Source organism: Bradyrhizobium sp. SZCCHNR1053 (assembly GCF_032381235.1).
Classification (GTDB): domain Bacteria; phylum Pseudomonadota; class Alphaproteobacteria; order Rhizobiales; family Xanthobacteraceae; genus Bradyrhizobium.
In genome coordinates this window covers 603,321-624,132 of the sequence record NZ_JAUHJM010000002.1, presented here as the reverse complement: position 1 = coordinate 624,132, position 20,812 = coordinate 603,321, and the positions used below count along the sequence as shown (strand labels likewise).

The following is a 20,812-nucleotide window of genomic DNA, read 5'->3' as shown; positions in this document are numbered from 1 at the left end:
CGGCATGATGAGCGCAAGCGACGGTCCTGACAAGCGTAGCCCGCTGCAGGGCCCCGTCCGCTCGCCGCATGGAGGCGAGCGATTTCCGCGCTGCGGAGATTGTGCCGATTTTGCAGATGCAGCGATGTTGGCTAAGAAGAAGCAAAGCAAACAGGGAGGTGCGGAATGGCTGAAGGTCTGTGCGCGATCGTGACGGGTTCGGCGTCCGGTCTCGGAGCCGCGACCGCGTTGCTGCTGGCGAAGGCCGGCATGCGCATCGTCGTGAACTATTCGAACAGCAAGAGTGAGGCCGAGCAGACCGCCGATCTCTGCCGCAAGGAAGGTGCCGAGGTCGTCGTCATCCAAGGCGACGTGTCGCGCGACGAGGATTGCCGCAAGATCGTCGCCGCCGCTGCGGACTGGGGCCGGCTGGATGCGCTCGTCAACAATGCCGGCACCACCAAGCACGTACCGCACGATCAGCTCGACGGTCTTTCGGCCGAGGATTTCCAACGCATCTTCGCGGTCAACACCATCGGCCCCTTCCAGATGGTGCGCGCCGCGCGGCCGCTGCTCGAAGCGGCGGCCAAGGCGACGGCGCGTGCGTCCGCGGTCGTCAACGTCTCGTCGGTGGCCGGCATCAGCGGCGTCGGCTCGTCGGTCGCCTACGCCGCCAGCAAGGGCGCGCTCAACACGATGACGCTGTCGCTGGCTCGCGCCCTGGCACCCGCGATCCGCGTCAACACCGTCTGCCCCGGCTATATCGATACGCCCTGGTTCACCAAGGGCCGCGGCGAGGCCGGCGCCAAGCAGGTGCGCGATGCCGTGGTGGCGCGGGTGCCGCTGCGCGCGGCTTCATCCGCTGAGGATATCGCGCAGCTCGTGGCGTTCCTGGCGAGTCCGGCGTCAGGCCACATGACCGGCGAGGTCGTGCGCATGGATGCGGGGATGCATCTGTTGGGGTGAAATGGTCATGGCGAGCGGCCGCTGTGGTCGCTCGCAATGACGTGGCGTGAGGCGGTTACCGATTGAAATCGCGGATCGTGCCGCTGGCGACCAGCCTGTTCCAGATGAATAGCACCACGACCGCGCCGAGGGTCGCGGTCACGTAGCCCGCGCCCTGGTCGGGGCCGTAGCGGCCGATGGCCTGCCCGATGGCGGTGGCGAGGAACGCGCCGAGGATTCCGAGCACGATGGTCAGGATGAAGCCGGAGGGATTGTTGGGACCCGGCGATAGAAGCCGCGCCAGGAAGCCGGCGACCAGCCCGACGATCAGAATGTGCAGCATGAGTGTCGTCCTTCCCGTCAGCGATCGCGGAGCGTCAGATCCGGCCCGCCAATTCGTGCTCGGTCGGCAGCCGCCCGTCCGGCGTGAGCTGATCGATCACCTTCGGCAGGTACTGGCTCAGCCCGTTCAACAGCTCGTCGCGCGACAGCCCGCTCTGCGCGGTGAGCTGATCGATCTGATCGGCGCCGAGCGCATTGGCGAGATCGCCGGGCGAGATCGGCTTGTTCTCGCCGGGGGAGACCCAGGAGTTCGCGGTGTCGCCATGGCCCTTGTCCTGGAACTGGCGCAGGAGATCGCCGAGCCCGCCCGACAGCACGCTGCCGGCGGCACCGCCCGCCAGCAGGCCGCCCAGGCCGCCGGCGATGATGTTGCCGAGGCCGCCACTCAATCCGCCACCAAGCGCACCGCCGAGCGGTCCACCTTGATTCCCGGTCGGCTGGGGCGGCGGGACCGGCGCTGGCGCCGCGTTCGGCTGCTGCCCATTCTGCGAGAAATGCTTCACCGCTTTCCACGCCAGCAAAGCGAGGATCGCCATCGTCATCGGCGACATGCCGCCGCTCTTCTGCGTGGTCGGATGACTCGGCCCGTTCGGGCCGTTCTGCATGCCGTTGAGGATATCAAGTAGACCCATGACCCTGCCTCCTGCGCCCCACGCCGACAAAACCTATGGGCTTGCACGCGGCGTTACAAGCCGCGTGCAGAATGGTCGCACAGGGGGAACGTGTCGCGCGCGGCTCAGTTCCTGGCTTCGGCCCGTTTCGGCGCCTTGGCCCCGGGCGGCGCGGCCGCGGTCTGGCTCGGGCCGGTGAACATCCGCTTCAGTTCGTCGAGCTTCTCGGACAGGACCGGAAAGTTGCACGAGAACGAATCGCGCCGCCAGCCGTCCTTGGCACATTGCGCCGCCTTGATGCGGGCGCGTGCCTCCACGTTCGACGCCGGCGGTGGCAATCCCCCCTGCGCGGTCGCGGCCGGCGGCTTGCTCGGCCGTTGCGGCGGCGGCGCCGGCATGGCCGGCTTCGGCGGCTCGATCGCGGCCCGCGCCGTCATGTCCCGGAGCGAGGGCTGGAGGTCCTGCGTTTGCGGCCGCGACATCATCGCCGAACTCATGTTGGCGTGGCGCTGGCGCTCGAGGTATTGCGTATACTGCTGGTCGATGAACTTCTGCTCTTCGGCCGTGGGATTGGGACCGGCGATGTCGAAGCTGCGGTCCTGCATGAAGTCGTAATAGACATAGCCGCCGCCCGGCTTCCGTCTCCCGGCAAATTTAGCGTTGCACTGCGCCAGCGCCGCCGTCTTCTCCTCCTTGGAGGCCGACTTCTCGGCGGCGTCGGCGCATTCCTCGAAATCAGTCGGGGAGCGGCTCCACCACTCTGCGTGCGCGCGTGGAGGTTGCACGGCGGGCAGGCAGGTGATCGCTGCAAAGATCAGTACTGGCAGGCGGGGTGGGTACACGAACGGCAATCCTCAGCGGCTCCCCGCCTCAGATGACGGGAGATTGTCGCCATTTTGCGGCGAGGTGTGACTCCAATGCTGCGTAATTTGCGACTTTCTTCTTTATTTGCCGTGGTTCCGTGATCTGGTTGCCACAGTCGGGTCGGCATTGACGGCGGTGCCGCTCGTGAATCGCACCTTGCTGTGGCGCCGGAACGATACGCAGCATCTTTCCACCATTTTCATCCCGCCGTAGTTGACAAAACTAATCTTGACATTGGAAAGATTGGTGTTGACGGAACCGGGCGAGCGCTCCTATGAATATCTTGACAATGGAAAGATAAACTGCGCGCGTCCGGCGCGGAGGAGGCTGCCATGAAAGTGTTCCTCACGGTCAAGCTGGCGCTGCTGCCGTTCGTCGTGTTCTGGGCGCTACTGGCCTGGCACCAGCCGGCATGGGCGGTGTGGTCCGCGCTGGGCCTGGCGCTGGCCGCCAATGTCTGGCGCGCCTCCCGGGGCCAGCTCGCGCTGCTGGAACTGGGAAGCCTCGCGCTGTTCGTCGTGCTGGCGATTGCCAACGACGTCGCGCCGAATTGGACGGCCGGCAATGCGCTGTGGCTGTCCTTCGCAGCGCTCGGCCTCATCAGCTTCGCTTCGCTCGCCGTCGGCCGTCCCTGGACAGCGGACTATTCCCGGTCGGCCTATGCCGACAGCGCCGCGACGCCCCAGTTCCACCTGATCAACATGATGATGACCGGGCTCTGGGGCGTCCTGTTCCTCGTGCTCGGCCTGTGCCGCTGGGCCGGCGTCGCCTCCTGGATCACGACGATGATCGTCGTCGGCGGCGCGCTGATCTCGATCTTCGGCCCGCACTTCGCGATTCGCCAGGCCTTGCTGCGCATGCGGGCCGCGCGCGAGGAGTGCCAATGGCCGGCGCCGAGCTTCACCCAAGCGGCCGACACCGAGTGCGACGTCGCGGTGATCGGCGCGGGCATCGGCGGGCTGACGGCGGCAGCCCTGCTCGCGGAGTCCGGGCTGAAGGTGAAGGTGTTCGACCACCACGTCGTGCCCGGCGGCTTCTGCCACACTTATCTGCGCAAGGCCCACCACGACAACAAGCCGGTGCTGTATCGCTTCGATGCCGGGCCGCACGATTTCTCCGGCGTCTGGCCCGGCGGGCCGGTCGACAGCGTGCTGCGCCGGCTCGGCGTCGCCGACCGCATCCAGTGGAAGCGGGTCATCCACTCCTACCGTCTCGCCGGCCGCCGCATCGACGTGCCCGAGGACTGGCGCGCCTATGTCCGACTGCTCTGCGAGATGTTTCCCGCCAGCGCGGATGGGCTGACCCGGCTGTTCGACACCATCCATGCCATCTTCGAGAGCATGTATGCGACGGGGCAGGGCCGCAGCGGCATTCCCGGCATGCCGGCCACATTGGAGGAGATGCTGGCCTTCCCGCGCAAGCATCCGCAGGCGTACCGCTGGATGAACCGCCCGTTTGACGAGCTGGTCGCCGCCCATGTCTCCGATCCCGAGCTGATCGCCTATCTCAATGCGCTGTCGGGCTATCTCGGCGACGGCAGCGAGAAGCTGAGCTGCGCCCAGATGGTCCCGATCTTCGGCTACTATTTCAAGGGCGGCTTTTATCCGGTCGGCGGCTCCGGCCACCTCTCGGACGTGCTGGCCGAGGCCATCACCGCACGCGGCGGCGAGGTGCATCTGAAATCCAAGGTCACGCGCATCCTGGTCGAGGAGGGCCGCGCCGTGGGTGTCGTGCTCGGCAATGGCCGCACGGTTCGCGCGCAGGCGGTGGTCTCGAATGCCGATCTCGGCCGCACCTTGACCGAGCTTCTGAGGCCCGACGATCTGCCCGCCGTCTTTCGTGAGCGTGCCCGCACCCTCGCGCCGGCGACGTCGTGCTTCTCGGTGCATCTCGGCCTCGACATGGTGCCCGACATCGCGCCCACCACGCATCTCGACTCGCCGATGGGGATCGGCCTCGCGGTGATGTCCAAGCTCGATCCGTCGGCGGCGCCTGACGGACATGCGACGATGACGATCATCACCCTCGTTCCTCACGAGCAGGCCAAGGGCTGGTTTCCGGGCGAGGGCGGCGACGACTGGAAGGCGTGGCGGCGCTCGCCGGACTACGAGGCGCGCAAGCAGCAGCTCGGCGATGCCATGGTTGCGGCCGCCGAGACCATCATTCCCGGCCTGGCGCAGCATATCGTCTACCGCACCGACGCCAGCCCCGTGACCTATGCGCGCTACGACCTCGCCAGCGCCGGCGCGATCTATGGCGTGGCCGGGTCGGGACGGCTGAAGGGCGCCAAGGCTCCGCTGCGCAACCTCGTCATCGCCGGCGGCGGCAATGCCGGAGCGGGGGTGGAGGCCGTGGTGATCTCGGGCGCCGAGGCCGCGGAGGCCCTGCTGCCGGGCCTGCTGGCGCGCGTGTCACCTGCCGCGTCGGGGGGCCGTCAGGGAGCAGCCGTCACGGGCGGCGTAAGCGAGCGGCCGGTGCCGGCTGCAGCGCATCAAGGCGTATAGAGGTAGCGCAGCAGGGTGCGGCCGACGGTCTCCAGGCTCTGCGCCGAGCACTGCTCGATCGTATCCTGCGTGGTGTTGAAATACGGCTCGTAGTCGAAGTCGATGACGAGGAAGCTCGGAATCCCGGCCTGCTGCAGCGCCGTGTGGTCGTCGCTGATCGGATACGCCGTGGGCTCCGGCGAGAAGGCCTGTGGCGCGATACGGCTGCCGATGCTCCAGAACTTCTTGACCTCCGGCAGCGCCGAGCCGAGCGACGAGGGCTCCGGCTGCAGCTTGAGATCCTTGTCGCAGACCATGTCGAAATCGACCGCCTTCTCCGGCTTGTGCGCCGGATAATAGGTCTTCAGATTGGCCGCGAAATGCGGCGAGCCCAGCGGACGCCAGGTCGGATCGCCGGCGCCGAGCGATTTCGGCCCCTCCTCGCCGTCGAAGAAGATCAGGTCGATGCCGATCTCGGGCTTCGGCGACAGCGACAGCACGCGCGCGGTCTCCAGCACCAGCGCCACGGCGGAGGCCGAATTGTTGGCGCCCGGCATCGGCGCATCCGGCGATTTGGGATCGCGATAGGCCTTGACGATGCTGTCGTAATGCGTGGCGACGATGATGCGGCGCGGGTTCTGCACCTGGAAGCGGGCGATGATGTTGGTCAGCGGGATCGTCTTGCCGTCGTCGCCCTTGGCGGTGAAGCTCTGCGTCAGCACCGCGTCCGCCGCGCTCTTGGCCATCGCCGCCTTGATGTAGTCGATGGTCTTCTGATGGCCCGGCTCGCCCATCGAGCGCGGCGTGAATTTCAGCAGGTCCGCGATATGGGCCATCGCGCGCTGCCCGTCCCAGAGCTCGATCTGCGCCTCTGCGGCGCGTGCCGCGGGGGATGCAAACAGCAATGCCGCCATTGCCACCGTAGCGGTCAGGCGAGGCCAGAACTCAGTCATCGAGAAGCTCTTCAAAATGAAAATCAGGACGTCTTCTTGCCGAATGGAATGAACAGGATGCCGGCGCAGCCAGCCAGCGCCACCGCGAAATAATAGGTGATCGCGCGCGAGCCGATCGTCGGGATCAGCGCGAAGGTCGTGACCAGCGTGCCGACGACGTTGCCGATGGTCGAGACGCCGTAGACCAGTCCGGCGACGCGGCCGGCCTCGTCGGCCGAGCGCGTCAACAGGCTGACGGCGATCGGGGAGAAGGTGCCGAGCAGGGTCAGCGGCACCAGCAGCAGCGCGGTCGAGGCCATCAGCGTGGCCGCCGGACCGTCGCCGACCGTGTCGAGGATGTCGGCCATGACGATGTCGGCCGTCGCCGGCACGAGCGCCATGTAGGCGGCGGCGATCAGGATCATGGTGCCGATGGTGCGCGTCGTCGGCTGCCGGTCGACGATGGCGCTGCCGGCGAAATAGCCGATCGCGAGCGCGCACAGCACCGTCGAGATCAGGCTGGCCCAGGCGCCGATGCCGCTGCCGAAATACGGGTTGAGATAGCGGCTGCCGAGCATCTCAAAGCCCATCAGCACGCAGCCGACCAGGAACGAGCAGAGATAGATCGCCAGCAGGCCCGAGCGTGACACCGGCGCGCTCACGGCAGCTTCCTGTTGTGGCGCTCGATGCTCTTCAGCGCCTCGACCGGCGCGAAGTCGTCCGTCAGCACCTTGGCGTTCGCATCGATCACTTGGCCGCCGTCGATGTCGATGCGCTTGCGCTGCGCCAGCATCTCGGCGAGATTGTAGCGGAAGCCGAACTCCTTGTCGCGCTCCTGCGCGATGGCGGCGAGATCCTCGGGCTTCCGCTCGTCGCCGAGATAGCCGACCATCACGATGTTGCCGCCGGCCTCGTAGAAGTCGACCTGCGGGAACACGCTGTGAATGGTCTTGACCGCGGCGTCGAACAGCATCGTCGATGGCTCGACGTTCTGCGCCACCACGCCGCCCTCGGCGAGATGGTCCTTGACGAGCTGGTAGAATTCCTTGGTCAGCAGATGGAACGGCACGAACGGCCCACGATAGGCGTCGATCAGGATGACGTCGTACCGCTCCTTGGATTCCTGCACGAACAGCCGTCCGTCGCGGTTGGCGACGTGGAAGTTCGGCTCCTCCTTGATGCCGAAATATTTCTTGGCGAGCTCCAGCACGGTCGGATCGAGCTCGACCGAGGTCACCTGCACCTTGGGCAGGGAGCGGTGCAGGTACCAGGCGGTGCGGCCGCCGCCGAAGCCGATCTCCAGGATCGAGCGGACGTCCTTGGCGTACATCACGCTCGCGGTCATGAAGCGGGTATAGTCGACCGGCAGATCGAGCTCGTCGCGGGTGTTGTAGACGCTCTCGGTATAGATGCGCCGGTTGTGACCGAAGGTCATGCTGCGGTAGGGCGCCTGCTCATAGACATAGATGTTGTTGTAGAGCGACTCCTTGGACTCCAGCAGATGGCGGGTATCCTGCGCGCTTGCGGCGGCGACGGAGAGCAGAGCTGCGAGCGCGCCTGAAATGACCGACCGGATGAGCATCGACTTGTCTGTTTCCCTCGGCTGAAATGGGCAGGCGCGCTGGATGAAGCGGATCTCGTCGCGCCGGACGGCTGGCCCGGCCACGTGACGCGCTCAGGCACGACCAATACGGCGATCCCAAGGCTGGGGTCCGGATCGGCGCCGTTCTCTTAGACCATCGGCTGCCTTCCGGATAGTCAAACCACCCCTCCCTACGGGCCTGTGATCGGTAGGCGCCCCGCCTCAACCGGGATCACGCGGCCGCGTTCCCACCGTCTTCCCATCAACGGACCCGAGCGTCGTTGTGCCACGGCCGGCCGTCCGGTTCAGGCGACGACCGGAGAGGCTTCCGGTCGGTGGCCGGGTCTGCTATGGAGGCGGCGAAGCAGGTGCACTTCGGTGCAGGCTCCGGTCCCGTAGCTCAGCTGGATAGAGCGGCGGTTTCCTAAACCGTAGGTCGCATGTTCGAGTCATGCCGGGATCGCCAACTGCCGCAGCCTTGCGCGCGCAGACCTCTCCAGATCAAGCCCGGCGCACGCGTGATCCGGCCCGTTCGGGAATCGGGTGGAGCGCGTCGTCGCCATTGAGGAACTTCTCCGGGTGAGACGGCGGCCTGAGCCCCGTCCGTGCGGCGCGCAATCGCCGCCGAGATGCATCACCCTGGAGAGCTTTCCATGCATACGACCATCGAGCCGGGCATCCTCTATTTTGGGACGCCGGTCGTCCTCATCAGCACGGTCAATGAGAACGGCGGCTTCAATCTCGCGCCGATGTCGTCGGCGTTCTGGCTCGGCTGGCGCTGCATGCTGGGCCTCGCCGCCGGATCGAAGACGCCGCAGAACATGCGCCGCACCGGCGAGTGCGTGCTGAACCTGCCGTCGGTCGATCTCGTCGCCGCCGTCGATCGCCTGGCGCAGACCACGGGATCGGACCCGGTGCCGGCGATGAAGCAGCGCAAGGGCTATCGCCACGTGTCCGACAAGTTCGCCGCCGCCGGGCTGACCGCAACGGCGTCGGAGACCGTTGCGGCCCCGCGCGTCGCCGAATGCGCGGTCCAGCTCGAAGCGCGCATCGAGTCGGTGCATGGCATCGCCGACGACGACGCGATCCTGAGGGGGCACATCCAGTGCTTCGAGGTGCGGGTGCAGCGGATCCATGTCGACGAGGCCATCCTGATGGACGGCACGCGTGACCGTATCGACCCGGACAAATGGCGGCCGCTGATCATGAGCTTCCAGCAGTTCTATGGCCTGGGCGCGCGCCTTCACGATTCGCGGCTGGGCACCATTCCGGAGGCGGCCTATCGCACGCCCGACGTCGAGCGCGCCCGCAAGGCGGCCATGCGGATGGAGGTGGCGGCAGGCTGAGCCGGCTCGGCCCCGAGTCTCGCCTGGAATCGCCCGGCCGCACGTTGAAGCTTGCATTCGAGTGCGAGAGGTGGGGACATCATGGGGGCTGTGGCTGTCGACCAGCTGCTGATCGAGGCGGCTGATCATTACAATGCGGGGCGTGCCGGTCCGGCCAAGGCACTGTGCAGCGACATCCTCCAGGCGGTGCCGGATCATCTGCCGGCGCTGCATCTGTCCGCGATCCTCGCCTTCGCCGATGGCCGCATGGCAGACGGCGCGGAGCTGCTGGCGTGCGTGTTCGCACGCGATCCCAACCATGCGCCGGCCTATGTGACGCTCGGCGACGCGCTGGCGGTGAAAGGTGAGCGCGACGGCGCTGCCGACGCCTTTGCGCGCGCCGCAGCGTTGAGACCGCACGATGCCGCCATCTACAGCAAGCTCGGCAGCGCGCTGCTGGAGCTCGCCCGCTTTACCGAGGCCGAAGCCGCCTATCGCCACGCGCTGGCGCTCGATCCGGCGCTGTTGCGCGCGCGCTGGAATCTCGCGCTCGCCTTCAACCGGCAGGGGCGGCTTGCCGAGGCGGAAGCGGCCTATCGCGAGCTGCTCGAGCGCGAGCCCTCCTATCCCGGTGCATGGCGGGCGCTGGCGCATGTGCTCGCCGACCAGGCCAGATATGACGAGGCCGTGCCGGCCTATCTGCATGCGCTGGCGGCGCAGCCGGCCGATGCTGGCCTCCACCTCGCCCTCGGCGACGTGCTCTACAAGCAGCGCGCCTACGCTGACGCCGCGATCCATTACCGCCGCGCCGGCGATCTTGCGCCGGGCGATGCCAAGGCCGCGCGATTGCTGGGGCACGCGCTGCACGAGGCCGGCCGCCCCGCCGAGGCCGTCGAGGCCTATCGCCGCGCCGCGGCGCTCGATCCCACCGATGTGGTCGTGCTCAGCAATCTCGCCGCCTGCCTGTGCGGGACAGGACAGCTCGACGCCGCCATCGCAGCCTGCGAGCACGCGCTGGCGCTGCAGCCCGATCACGCCCCGGCGCATACCAATCTCGGCATCATCCATGAGCTGCGCGGCGAGATCGATGATGCCGTCGCGGCGCATCGCCGCGCCGTCGCCGCTGATCCGGCCTATGCCAAGGGCTACGCCAATCTCGCGGTGGCGCTGCGTAATGCCGGCGACATCGACGCCGCGCTGGCGGCCTCGCATCACGCGATTTCGCTCGCGCCCGACAACGCGCTCGCGCGCTACAATCACGCGCATTTCCTGCTGATGTGCGGCGACCTCGTGAACGGCTTCGCCGAGCATCGCTGGGGCCGTGACTGTCCTGATCTCTCCGCGGGCATGCCGCGCTTCGACGCGCCGGAATGGCAGGGTGAGCCGCTTGAGGGACGCACGTTGCTGCTGTTCGCCGAATACGGCATCGGCGATGCGCTGCAATTCGTGCGCTATGTGGATCGCGTCAAGACGATGGGCGGCAATATCGTGCTGCAGGTGCAGCCGGCGATCGCGCCGCTGCTGCGCTGTCTGGAGGGCGTGACCGTGGTGCCGCGCGGCGCGCCGCTGCCGCCATTCGACCTGCAGGCGCCGCTGATGGATCTGCCGCGCATCTTCGGCACCACGCTGGAGACGATTCCGGTCGAGGTGCCTTATCTTGCCACCGATCCGATCAAGGTGGCCGCGTGGCGCAACGTGCTCGGGCGCGCGCCGTCATTGAAGGTCGGCGTGGTCTGGGCCGGCAATCCCAGGCACAAGGGCGACCGCCAGCGCTCGCTCACCGCGCAGGCGGTGCTGCCGCGGCTGGTGATGCCGGGCGTGCAGCTTTATTCCTTGCAGAAGGAGCCGCGGCCGGACGATGCGCTAGGGCTCGCCGAGCTTGGCGCCGACGTCATCGATCTCGCGCCGCTGCTGAGCGACTTCGCCGAGACCGCGGCCGCCGTTGCCGCGCTCGACCTCGTCATCTCCGTCGACACGTCGGTGGCGCATCTCGCCGGCGCGCTCGGCCGCCCGGTCTGGGTGCTCTTGCCCTATGCGCTCGACTGGCGCTGGCTGCGCGACCGCGCCGACACCCCGTGGTATCCGACCATGCGGTTGTTCAGGCAGGGGCAGCCGATGGCGTGGGATGGCGTGCTGGCGTGGGCGGCAGCAGAGCTGGCGCGTGTTGCGGCGGGGGAGCGGGAGTTGCTGCTGCCTGACTTGTTCGACGCATCCTGACGGAGCGCTGCGTTGTGGAGGGTGCTCTGTCCACCTCTCCGCTGTCGTCCCGGGCGTAGACCCGGGACCCATACCGCGTGATCTCTCGGTGGCGCGCGATGGTGGCGACGCGTGCAACAAATAACCAGATGGGGTTATGGGTCCCGGCTCGGAGGCCGGGACGACAGCAGTGGGTGTCGCGCGCGCAAAGAAACTCAAGGAGCCGGATCAACATCCAGCTTTAGGCGCGCTCGCTCGACGCTTAACGTCCTCAAGCCCACGTTCCGTCTGTCGAAGAGTGTCCATTGTGGATCGCCTTCAGCGGTCATGAATGACGAGACGTAAAGATCATCCGACAGAGCCACGACGATTTCAGGCAACCGACCGAAAATAGATAGGTCCGAAACAGCCTTCTTACGAATGCGATCAAACGTTGGCTCCCACAACGGCTCCTCGCTCCAACTTCCGCACATGATCGACTTCTTGTCTTCGATGCGCCAGCTCCACTGGATCATCAGTCCGAATTCGCCAAGCGGATTGGGGGAGGTCCCGTCCCGACGGAGATACGTACGTTCTGTCAGCCGTCCGAACTCCAAAAAAATAGCCGATCCGGCGCCACGCCAGAGATGAGACAGGGGCAGACCGATCAGCGGCTCGCGAAACGTCTGCAGAATATGAATATCGTCACTGATCAAACCTGCACCTCTGCACATCTGCCGGTGGACAAATTCTAACGCTGGGCTCACTCAGAACGGTTGTGCGTGGTCTCGCGCTCGTCCTTCTCCGCAGGATATCTTAACCCTCCTCCAGCAACTCCCTCACCCTCGGCACCACCACCCGCCCATACAGCTCGATGCTCCGCATCAGTTTCGCATGCGGCAGCGGACCGGCTGAGTATTTCAGCTGAAACCGCGACAGGCCGAGCGCCTTGATCGTCGCGGCGATCTTCTGCGCCACGGTCTCCGGCGAGCCGACATAGAGCGAGCCGCGATCGGCCTCCTGGACGAACTCGTCGCGGCCCATCGGCGGCCAGCCGCGCTCGCGGCCGATGCGGTCGCGCATGGTCTTGTAGTCCGGCCACAGCTCCTCGCGCGCCAATTCGTCGGTGTCGGCGACATAGCCCGGCGAATGCACGCCGATCGGCTTCGTCTCGCGGCCGAACTGCTTGAGCGCGCGATGGTACAGCTCGACATAGGGCGCGAACCGTTTCGGGTCGCCGCCGATGATCGCGAGCATCAGCGGCAGCTCGTAATGCGCGGCGCGCACCACGGACTCGGGACTGCCGCCGACGCCGATCCAGGCCTTCAGCCGCCCATGTTCGACGGGCGGATAGACCAGTTGATCCCTCAGCGGCGGGCGCAACTGGCCCTGCCAGGTCAGCGGCTGCTGCGGCAGCAGGCTGACGAACAGATCGAGCTTCTCCTCGAACAGCGCCTCGTAGTCCTTCAGATCGAAGCCGAACAGCGGGAAGGACTCGGTGAACGAGCCGCGGCCGAGGATGACCTCGGCGCGGCCGTTCGACACCGCGTCGAGCGTCGAGAAGCGCTGGAACACGCGGATCGGGTCATCCGAGCTCAGCACCGTCACCGCCGAGCCGAGCTTGATCTTCGTGGTGCGCGCGGCGATCGCCGCCAACGCCACCTCCGGCGCCGAGATCGCGAAATCGCCGCGATGGTGCTCGCCGAGCCCGATGAAATCGAGCCCGAGCTGGTCGGCCAGCACCGCCTCCTCGACGACGTTGCGGATCACCTGGGCATGGGCGGCCATCGCGCCCTCCGGGTTGCGGGTGACGTCGCCGAACGTGTCCAGGCCGAATTCGATTGCTGTGCTCATGTCTCATTCCGTTGCGTCGGGCCGTCATACGGCCTCTGCTCGTCAGCTGGAAGGGGCGTAGCCGGATTGCAAGCGGAGGAAAGCGAAACACAAGGTTTCCGTGAGCTTGAGCGCATCATGAGAAGGTTGGGCCGTCGCCATTCTCCGTCATTCCGGGGCAATCGTCGATGCGCAGGCGCGGAGCGGCTGCGTGTTGACGATTGAACCCGGAATCTCGAAGTCGTTCAGAACGGACGCAAGACGATATCGAGATTCCGGGTTCAAGGCCTCTCGGCCTTGCCCCGGAATGACGTGGTCGTGATACCGGGCGGATCAGACGGACCGGACGACCGACAAAAATTTTGCTTTCGTCTTTCCAGAAAATATGCTCTACTGCGTCCATCCTGCCTCATCGATGAGGGGCGTACGCGCGGTCGTCACGAGACGCGAGGCAGGGATGCGGTGGCCGTAGCGGGTCGCAGCGCGGTGTCGCGCCGACGAACGATCCGTTGCGGACAGTCAAGTCGCGTGGTCCTGGCCTCCCGATGCTGAGGTCAAGCCGGATGATGGTGCGGAAGCGCATCACGCCGACGATGGGGGCAACACAGCCGGTCCCCAGGGAGAGCGCGAAGCAGCTGTTAAGACCATCGCGCAGGGAAGGCCGGGATGTCCCAGCCGAACCTGTGGTTCCTGCCGCCTGCATTTTTTTTCGCAGGCGGGCCATGGGGGCGGCGAGCTCCCGGTCTTCCCTGCGCCCTCACGTTTCAGAGGGCACGCGATCCGGACAAAGCTCGGGCTTGAGCGGCCGCGAGGGTACGAACCCATGGCCTCGGCTGATGCGATTGCCGCCCGCGCCTCTTGCGCGGTCATGCCATGCCAAAAAATGGGCGTGTGGCCCGGCCGCGCATCACCTAGGCTCCGTTCATCGATCACACGGGATGACGTGCATGGCGGCGGGCAGCGACTATCAGATCTTCGAGGCGGGCGACGTCGTGTTGCAGTCGGGCGTGACGTTCCCGTCGCTGCGGCTTGCCTACAAGACCTATGGCACGCTGAACGCGGCCAAGGACAACGTCATCCTCTATCCGACCTCGTTCGGCGCCCAGCACGTCGACACCGAGTGGCTGATCGCGCCCGGCGGCGCGCTCGACCCGACCAAGTACTTCGTCATCATTCCGAACCTGTTCGGCAATGGCCTGTCGTCGTCGCCCTCGAATACGCGCGAGCTGTTCGGCGACGCGCCGTTCCCGTCCATCAGCTATCATGATGCGGTCGCGGTGCAGCGGCGGCTCGTGGAGGAGCAGTTCGGAATCGGCCGGATCGCGCTGGTCTATGGCTGGTCGATGGGCGGCATGCAGGCCTATCACTGGGCCGCCCGTCATCCGGACATGGTGGAGCGTGCGGCGGTGGTGTGCGGCAGCGCGCGCTGCTCGCCCTACAATCACCTGTTTCTCGACGCGGTGAAGGCGGCGCTGACGGCCGATCCCGCGTTTCGCAACGGCCGCTTCGCCGAGAAGCCGGTGGCCGGCCTGCGCGCGATGGGGCGGATCTATGCGGGCTGGGCGATGTCCTACGAGTTCTATCGCGACGAGGCCTGGCGCGAGCAGGGCTTTGCCTCGCAGGAGGACTATCTCGCCGCCACCTGGGACTTAGCCTTCGCGCATCGCGACGCGAACAACCTGATGACTCAGATCGCGATCTGGCAGGGCGGCGACATCAGCAATTGCACGGCGTTCGGCGGCGATCTCGACCGAGCGCTCGGCGCGATCACCGCCCGCATGTTGCTGATGCCGGGCCAGACCGACCGCTACTTCGATTGGCGCGACAACGAGCGAGAACTTCCCAAGCTCGTGAACGCCCGCTCCGCGGCGCTGCGGCCGATCCCCTCGATCCACGGCCACCGCGCGGGCAATCCGATCCGCATCCCGGCGGACCGCGATTTCATCAACGCTAACGTCTCCGCCCTTCTCCAGAGCCGACACCCGAGTTCGACATGACCGACGTGCCCACCGACGAATTCGCGCCCCGTCCGAAGCTGCTGACACCGCCGGTGCTGCAGCAGCTCTGCACGCGCTCCAACCTGCAGGGCGCGCTACGCACGCTCAGCCATTACGGTGCGATCATCGGCGTGGGTGCGCTGATCGGAGCGATCGCATCGACGCATGGTGTGCTGTGGGCGCTGCCCTTGCTGCCGGTGCAGGGCGTGCTCATCGCGTTCCTGTTCATGGCGGTGCACGAGACCGCGCACAAGACCGCCTTCGACAGCCGCAGGCTCAACCTCGCGGTCGGCTATCTCTCCGGCTTCCTGATCGGACTGCCTTATGAATATTACTGCCTGTTCCATTGGGAGCATCACCGCCACACCCAGGATTCCCTGCGCGATCCGGAGCTGATCGTCGGCCCCAAGCCGCGCTCGGAGACGCAACTCGCGATTGCCTATTCCGGCCTGATCCAGATGGCCGGCCGGCTGCGACTGCTGCTGCAACATGCGATCACCGGCAAGGTGACGGTGCCATGGGTGCCTGCCGGCCGCCGCGCCACCATCGTGCGCGAGGCGCGCGCCTATGCCGCCGGCTACGCGCTGCTGCTGCTCGGCTCGCTCGCGCTGCACAGCGCGCTGTTGCTGTGGGTCTGGGTGCTGCCGCTGCTGCTGGGGCAATTGGTGTTGCGACCCTATCTCTACGCCGAGCACACCGGCTGCGATCACACCCGGAGCGCCTTCCAGAACACCCGCACCACCTTCACCACGCGCGCCGTGCACTGGCTCGCCTGGAACATGCCCTATCACGTCGAGCACCACGCCTATCCCGCGGTGCCGTTCCACGCATTGCCGAAACTGCATGCGATCGTCGACGGCGAGATCAAGTATCGCGGCGAGGGCTACATCGCCGTGACGCGGCAGACCTGGGCGTGGTTTCGGGCGCAGTGGAAGGAGAGGAAAGCCGAGGCGTGATGAAATTAGATCCTGCGGCGAGCGCGGTGCTTACCTCGCCCCGCTTGCGCGGCGAGAGATCCGGCCAAACGACGCAAACTGCGCAAGCAGCAAGGGCCCAGTTCGTAGCAGGGAGGGCGAAGGATCCGCTCACCGCCAGCGCTCGCGCATGCGGGCACCGAGGTCGATGCGCGGACCCTGGCTCGCATACGCCGCGCCGGGCTGCGCCCGCGGCCAGCTGGTGCGTTCGAACAGCGGTACCAGCGCTTCCGGAATGAACCGCGTGCGTGAGGCATAGACATGACGATCGCCGCGCACCGGCTGGCCATGGACGAAGAAGCGCTGCGGCACCAGCAGATGCAGGTCGTCCTTGGCGCGGGTCATGGCGACGTAGAGCAGCCGGCGCTCCTCTTCCAGCTCGGCGCTCGTGCCGGCGCCGAGATCGGAGGGCATGCAGCCGTCGACGACGTTGAGGATGTGCACGGAATTCCACTCCATGCCCTTGGCGGAATGGATGGTGGAGAGGATCAGATAGTCCTCGTCGAGCAAAGGCACGCCGGACTGATCGGAGGTGGCGTCGGGCGGGTCGAGCGTCAGCTCGGTGAGGAAACGCTCGCGCGATGGATAGCCGCTCGCGATCTGCTCGAGCTGCAGCAGGTCGGCGGTTCGCACCTCCGCATCTTCATGAACGCGCTCGAGATGCGGCTGATACCAGTGCCTGACGCGCTCGATATCCCCAGGCCAATCCGAGACGCGCAGCTGCTCCAGCGTGCGCACGAACGCGGTCCAGTCATCGCCGGCGCGCGCCGGTGCGGACTGCTCGCACAGGCGCGCGATCGGATCGGCACTGTCGCTGATGGCATCGAGCAGGCGCTGCGCCGACGCGGGTCCGATGCCGGGGATCAGATGCAGCACGCGGAAGCCGGCGATGCGGTCGCGCGGATTCGCGACGAAGCGCAAGCAGGCCAGCACGTCCTTGACATGGGCGGCATCGAGGAACTTCAACCCGCCGAACTTCACGAACGGGATGTTGCGGCGCGTGAGCTCGAATTCCAACGGCCCGCTGTGCGACGACGTTCGGAACAGGACGGCCTGCTGCTTCAGCACGATGCCTTCCTCGCGCTTCGCCAGCACCTGCTCGACGATGTAGCGCGCCTGGTCGGTCTCGTCGCTGATCGTCACGAGCTGCGGCTTGCGCGAGCTCGTGCGGTCGGTCCACAAATTCTTGGTGAAGCGCTCCCGCGCCAGCCCGATCACGCCGTTGGCCGCGGTGAGGATCGGCTGCGTCGATCGGTAGTTGCGGTCGAGCGTGACAATGTCGGCGCGCGGGCTGAACTGATCGGGAAAATCCAGGATGTTGCGCACGGTGGCGGCGCGGAAGGCGTAGATCGACTGCGCATCGTCGCCGACCACCGTCAGTCCCGCGCCGTCGGGCTTCAAGCCGAGCAGGATCTGCGACTGCAGCCGGTTGGTGTCCTGATATTCGTCGACCAGCACGTGGTCGAAGCGATCGCCGATCTCGCGCGCGATGGTTTCGTCCGCCATCATCTGCGCCCAGTAGAGCAGCAAATCGTCGTAGTCGAGCACGGCGTTGGCCTGCTTGGCTTCGACATAGGCCGCGAACAGGCCCTTCAGCTCGCCGGCCCATTCCGCGCACCACGGAAAATGCCGCACCAGTGCCTCGTCGAGCGGCATGTCGGCGTTGACGCAGCGCGAGTAGATCGCAAGGCAGGTGCCTTTGGTCGGAAAGCGCCGCTGCGTGTTGGACAAGCCGCGCTCGTGCCGCGCCAGATTCATCAGGTCGGCGGAATCCTCGCGATCATGGATCGTGAACACGGGGTCGAGGCCGACGCGCTCAGCGTAGTCGCGCAGCATCCGCGCGCCCAGGCCATGAAACGTGCCGGCCCAGGTGAGCGCGGCCGTGATCGGCTCGGCCTTGCCGCCCAGCACCTTGCGGGCGATGCGCTCGACCCTGCGGCTCATCTCGCTCGCCGCGCGGCGCGAGAACGTCATCAACAGGATACGGCGCGGATCGGCACCATTGACGAGCAGATGTGCGACGCGATGCGCGAGCGTGTTGGTCTTGCCCGATCCCGCGCCGGCAATGATCAGCAGCGGCGGGCCCGGTGCGGCCAGCGCACCGCCATGCTCGACGGCGCGGCGCTGCTCCGGATTGAGATCGTCGAGATATGTCGCAGCCGTGGCCTGCACGAATCGTCCCTCAGCCTGCAAGAATCAGTGATTTGCGCCTCATGTGCAACGCGATGGCCCGGTCGCGGCAGCGTTTTACATGATTCGCAACCGGTCTTTTTTGTCACGGTTGCCCACAGAGCGTCCGCCAGCCGCTTGCGCTGGCGCGCGTGCACTCCTATCCAATCAGCCCCGTCACGAATCTCGGAAGAACACCGTGTCGAATTTTGCCTCCATCATCGCCGCTGAGCTCGCCGTCAGGGATGCCCAGGTCCAGGCCGCGATCGACCTGCTCGATGGCGGCGCGACCGTGCCGTTCATCGCGCGCTACCGCAAGGAAGCGACTGGCATGCTGGACGACACGCAGCTGCGCACGCTGGAGGAACGGCTGCGATATCTGCGCGAGATGGATGCACGGCGCACCGCGATCATCGAGAGCATCAAGGCACAGGGCAAGATGACGCCGGAGATCGAGCTGGCGCTGGCGACCGCCGACACCAAGGCCCGGCTCGAGGACATCTATCTGCCGTTCAAGGAGAAGCGCCGCACCAAGGCGCAGATCGCGAAGGAAGCCGGGCTCGAGCCGCTCGCCGACATGCTGATCGGTGATCCGATGAAGGCGCCGGAGGTCGAGGCCAAGGCATTCATCAAGAAGGATGGCGACAACCCGGTCAAGGACGTCAAGGCCGCGCTCGACGGCGCCCGCGCGATCCTGGTCGAGCGTTTCGCCGAGCATGCCGATCTCGTCGGCTCGCTACGCGAGGAGATGTGGACCCGCGGCGCCGTGAAGGCGACGGTGCGGCACGGCAAGAAGACCGAGGGCGCGAAATTCGCCGATTACTTCGACTTCTCCGAGCCGTTCACCAAGCTGCCGTCGCACCGCATCCTGGCGATGTTGCGCGGCGAGAAGGAAGAGGTGCTGCAGCTCGATTTCGGCGATGGCGAGCCGGAGGATTCGAAGGACCCGACGCTGTATGAGAACCGCATCGCGGTGACCTTCGGCATCTCGCGCCAGGGCCGCCCGGCCGATCAGTTCCTGTCCGACTCCGTGCGCTGGGCCTGGCGCACCCGCATCAAGACCTCGCTGGCGCTCGATATCCGCATGCGGCTGTGGCAGGAGGCGGAGAAGGAGGCGGTGCGCGTGTTCGCGGCGAACCTGCGTGATCTGCTGCTCGCTGCTCCCGCCGGCGGCCGCGCCACGCTCGGGCTCGATCCCGGCTTCCGCACCGGCGTCAAGGTCGCGGTGATCGACCGCACCGGCAAGTTCGTCGACCACGCCACGATCTATCCGCACGAGCCGCAGCGGCAGTGGAACGAGAGCATGCTGACGCTCGCGCAGCTCTGCATCAAGCATCGCATCGAGCTGGTCGCGATCGGCAACGGCACTGCGTCGCGTGAAACGGAGAAGCTGGTCAACGATTTGATGAAGCTGAAGCCGGATCTCAAGCTGACCAAGGCGATCGTGTCGGAAGCTGGCGCGTCGGTCTATTCGGCCTCGGAGTTCGCCGCGAAGGAATTCCCCAATCTCGACGTGTCGATCCGCGGCGCCGTTTCGATCGCGCGCCGCCTGCAGGATCCGCTCGGCGAGCTCGTCAAGGTACCGCCGGCCTCGATCGGCGTCGGCCAGTATCAACACGACCTCAATCAGTATGAGCTGGCACGCGCGCTCGATGCCACCGTCGAGGACTGCGTGAATGCCGTCGGCGTCGACCTCAACACCGCCTCGGCGCCGCTGCTCGCGCGCGTGTCGGGCATCGGCGAGAGCCTCGCACAGAACATCGTCGCGCACCGTGACAGCAACGGCCCGTTCCCGAGCCGCGACAAGCTGAAGGAAGTGCCGCGGCTCGGACCGAAGGCGTTCGAGCAATGCGCCGGCTTCCTGCGCATCCGCGACGGCGACAATCCGCTCGACGCCTCCGGCGTGCATCCGGAATCCTATCCGATCGTGAAGAAGATCCTCGAGGCGACCAAGAGCGACATCAAGGCGCTGATCGGTGAGACCAAGGTGCTGAAGGCGTTGAGCCCGACGAAGTTCGCCGACGAGCGCTTCGGCGTGCCGACGGTCACCGACATCATCAAGGAGCTGGAGAAGCCCGGCCGCGATCCGCGTCCGGAGTTCAAGACGGCCACCTTCCAGGAGGGCGTCGAGAAGATCACCCATCTCAAGCCCGGCATGATCCTGGAGGCGACTATCACCAACGTCGCGGCGTTCGGCGCCTTCGCCGATATCGGCGTGCACCAGGACGGCCTGATCCACATCTCGGCGATGTCCGAGAAGCGCATCAATGATCCGCGCGAGGTGGTGAAGCCGGGGCAGGTCGTGAAGGTGAAGGTGCTCGACGTCGACGTGCCGCGCAACCGCATCTCGCTGACGCTTCGGCTGTCTGATCCGCTGCCGGCGAAGGGCGAGAAGCGGACCAGCGCACGGCCGCCAGCGGCCCGCATGACCACGCGTGAGGAGAAGTCGTCGGGCGGCGGCGCGCTTGCGGCGGCGATGGCCAAGGCGGCGGAGCGGCGCAAGGGCGCCTGAGGCGGATGGCGACGAGGCGCCGCGGAGGGCATGTCTCGTCTGCGGCGTCATGGCCTTCGGCGGCGTGTCGTTGCCGTCTTCCCTATCTG

16 protein-coding genes and 1 tRNA gene are annotated in these 20,812 nt (G+C 66.6%); 8 read left to right on the top strand and 9 right to left on the bottom strand.

The genetic code is table 11. From position 1 onward, the window contains the following. Nucleotides 1–165: 165 nt before the first annotated feature. Nucleotides 166–945, top strand: coding sequence for an SDR family oxidoreductase (locus tag QX051_RS07745; RefSeq protein ID WP_315775668.1), 780 nt, complete (start codon nt 166–168; stop codon nt 943–945). Nucleotides 946–1,000: 55 nt separating this feature from the next. Here QX051_RS07745 and QX051_RS07740 read toward each other — a convergent pair whose 3' ends face one another. The 3 genes from QX051_RS07740 to QX051_RS07730 all read right to left on the bottom strand — a co-directional run bounded on the left by QX051_RS07740 (nt 1,001) and on the right by QX051_RS07730 (nt 2,719). Beyond that, entirely contained in the window at nt 1,001–1,267 is a 267-nt protein-coding gene (locus QX051_RS07740) for a GlsB/YeaQ/YmgE family stress response membrane protein (RefSeq protein WP_315735131.1), read from the bottom strand. A 34-nt stretch (nt 1,268–1,301) separates the two neighbouring features. Next, on the bottom strand, nt 1,302–1,898 hold the full coding sequence (locus QX051_RS07735; RefSeq protein WP_315775667.1) for a YidB family protein: 597 nt from the start codon (nt 1,896–1,898) through the stop codon (nt 1,302–1,304). A gap of 104 nt (nt 1,899–2,002) precedes the next feature. After that, nucleotides 2,003–2,719, bottom strand: coding sequence for a hypothetical protein (locus QX051_RS07730; RefSeq protein ID WP_315775666.1), 717 nt, complete (start codon nt 2,717–2,719; stop codon nt 2,003–2,005). 354 nt (nt 2,720–3,073) lie between these two features. On the opposite strand from QX051_RS07730, the gene QX051_RS07725 reads away from it, so the two are divergent. Beyond that, nucleotides 3,074–5,245, top strand: coding sequence for an FAD-dependent oxidoreductase (locus tag QX051_RS07725; protein WP_315775665.1), 2,172 nt, complete (start codon nt 3,074–3,076; stop codon nt 5,243–5,245). Here QX051_RS07725 and QX051_RS07720 read toward each other — a convergent pair. The 3 genes from QX051_RS07720 to QX051_RS07710 are packed head-to-tail and all read right to left on the bottom strand — an operon-like array spanning nt 5,233 to nt 7,738. Next, nucleotides 5,233–6,177: a M28 family peptidase gene (locus tag QX051_RS07720; RefSeq protein WP_315775664.1), complete on the bottom strand. Its 945-nt coding sequence runs from the start codon at nt 6,175–6,177 to the stop codon at nt 5,233–5,235. The two genes, QX051_RS07725 and QX051_RS07720, sit on opposite strands and share 13 nt — an antisense overlap. Nucleotides 6,178–6,200: 23 nt before the next feature. Next, entirely contained in the window at nt 6,201–6,818 is a 618-nt protein-coding gene (locus QX051_RS07715; RefSeq protein WP_315756936.1) for a fused MFS/spermidine synthase, read from the bottom strand. Next, nucleotides 6,815–7,738 (bottom strand): fused MFS/spermidine synthase, encoded by a 924-nt coding sequence (locus QX051_RS07710; RefSeq protein ID WP_315775859.1) that lies wholly within the window; start codon nt 7,736–7,738, stop codon nt 6,815–6,817. Before QX051_RS07710 ends, QX051_RS07715 begins: the two co-directional genes overlap by 4 nt. A gap of 389 nt (nt 7,739–8,127) precedes the next feature. On the opposite strand from QX051_RS07710, the gene QX051_RS07705 reads away from it, so the two are divergent. The 3 genes from QX051_RS07705 to QX051_RS07695 all read left to right on the top strand — a co-directional run bounded on the left by QX051_RS07705 (nt 8,128) and on the right by QX051_RS07695 (nt 11,280). Then, a tRNA-Arg gene (locus tag QX051_RS07705) sits at nt 8,128–8,204 on the top strand. Nucleotides 8,205–8,391: 187 nt separating this feature from the next. After that, nucleotides 8,392–9,084: a flavin reductase family protein gene (locus QX051_RS07700; RefSeq protein ID WP_315775663.1), complete on the top strand. Its 693-nt coding sequence runs from the start codon at nt 8,392–8,394 to the stop codon at nt 9,082–9,084. Nucleotides 9,085–9,165: 81 nt separating this feature from the next. Next, nucleotides 9,166–11,280, top strand: coding sequence for a tetratricopeptide repeat protein (locus QX051_RS07695; protein ID WP_315775662.1), 2,115 nt, complete (start codon nt 9,166–9,168; stop codon nt 11,278–11,280). Nucleotides 11,281–11,474: 194 nt separating this feature from the next. On the opposite strand, the gene QX051_RS07690 is transcribed toward QX051_RS07695, so the two are convergent. Both QX051_RS07690 and QX051_RS07685 read right to left on the bottom strand, forming a co-directional pair. Next, complete coding sequence (locus QX051_RS07690; RefSeq protein ID WP_315735111.1) at nt 11,475–11,954, bottom strand: hypothetical protein; 480 nt, start codon at nt 11,952–11,954, stop codon at nt 11,475–11,477. Between the two features lie 100 nt (nt 11,955–12,054). Continuing rightward, nucleotides 12,055–13,092, bottom strand: a complete 1,038-nt coding sequence (locus QX051_RS07685; RefSeq protein ID WP_315775661.1) for an LLM class flavin-dependent oxidoreductase — start codon at nt 13,090–13,092, stop codon at nt 12,055–12,057. Between the two features lie 926 nt (nt 13,093–14,018). Here QX051_RS07685 and QX051_RS07680 point away from each other — a divergent pair. Next, entirely contained in the window at nt 14,019–15,068 is a 1,050-nt protein-coding gene (locus tag QX051_RS07680; RefSeq protein ID WP_315775660.1) for an alpha/beta fold hydrolase, read from the top strand. Next, nucleotides 15,065–16,024, top strand: a complete 960-nt coding sequence (locus QX051_RS07675) for a fatty acid desaturase (RefSeq protein WP_315775659.1) — start codon at nt 15,065–15,067, stop codon at nt 16,022–16,024. Before QX051_RS07680 ends, QX051_RS07675 begins: the two co-directional genes overlap by 4 nt. Before the next feature lie 129 nt (nt 16,025–16,153). Here the strand turns inward: QX051_RS07675 and QX051_RS07670 are convergent, their stop codons facing one another. Next, entirely contained in the window at nt 16,154–18,214 is a 2,061-nt protein-coding gene (locus QX051_RS07670) for an ATP-dependent helicase (RefSeq protein WP_315775658.1), read from the bottom strand. A 196-nt stretch (nt 18,215–18,410) separates the two neighbouring features. Here QX051_RS07670 and QX051_RS07665 point away from each other — a divergent pair, with 196 nt between their 5' ends. Next, on the top strand, nt 18,411–20,723 hold the full coding sequence (locus QX051_RS07665; protein ID WP_315775657.1) for a Tex family protein: 2,313 nt from the start codon (nt 18,411–18,413) through the stop codon (nt 20,721–20,723). Nucleotides 20,724–20,812: the final 89 nt, after the last annotated feature.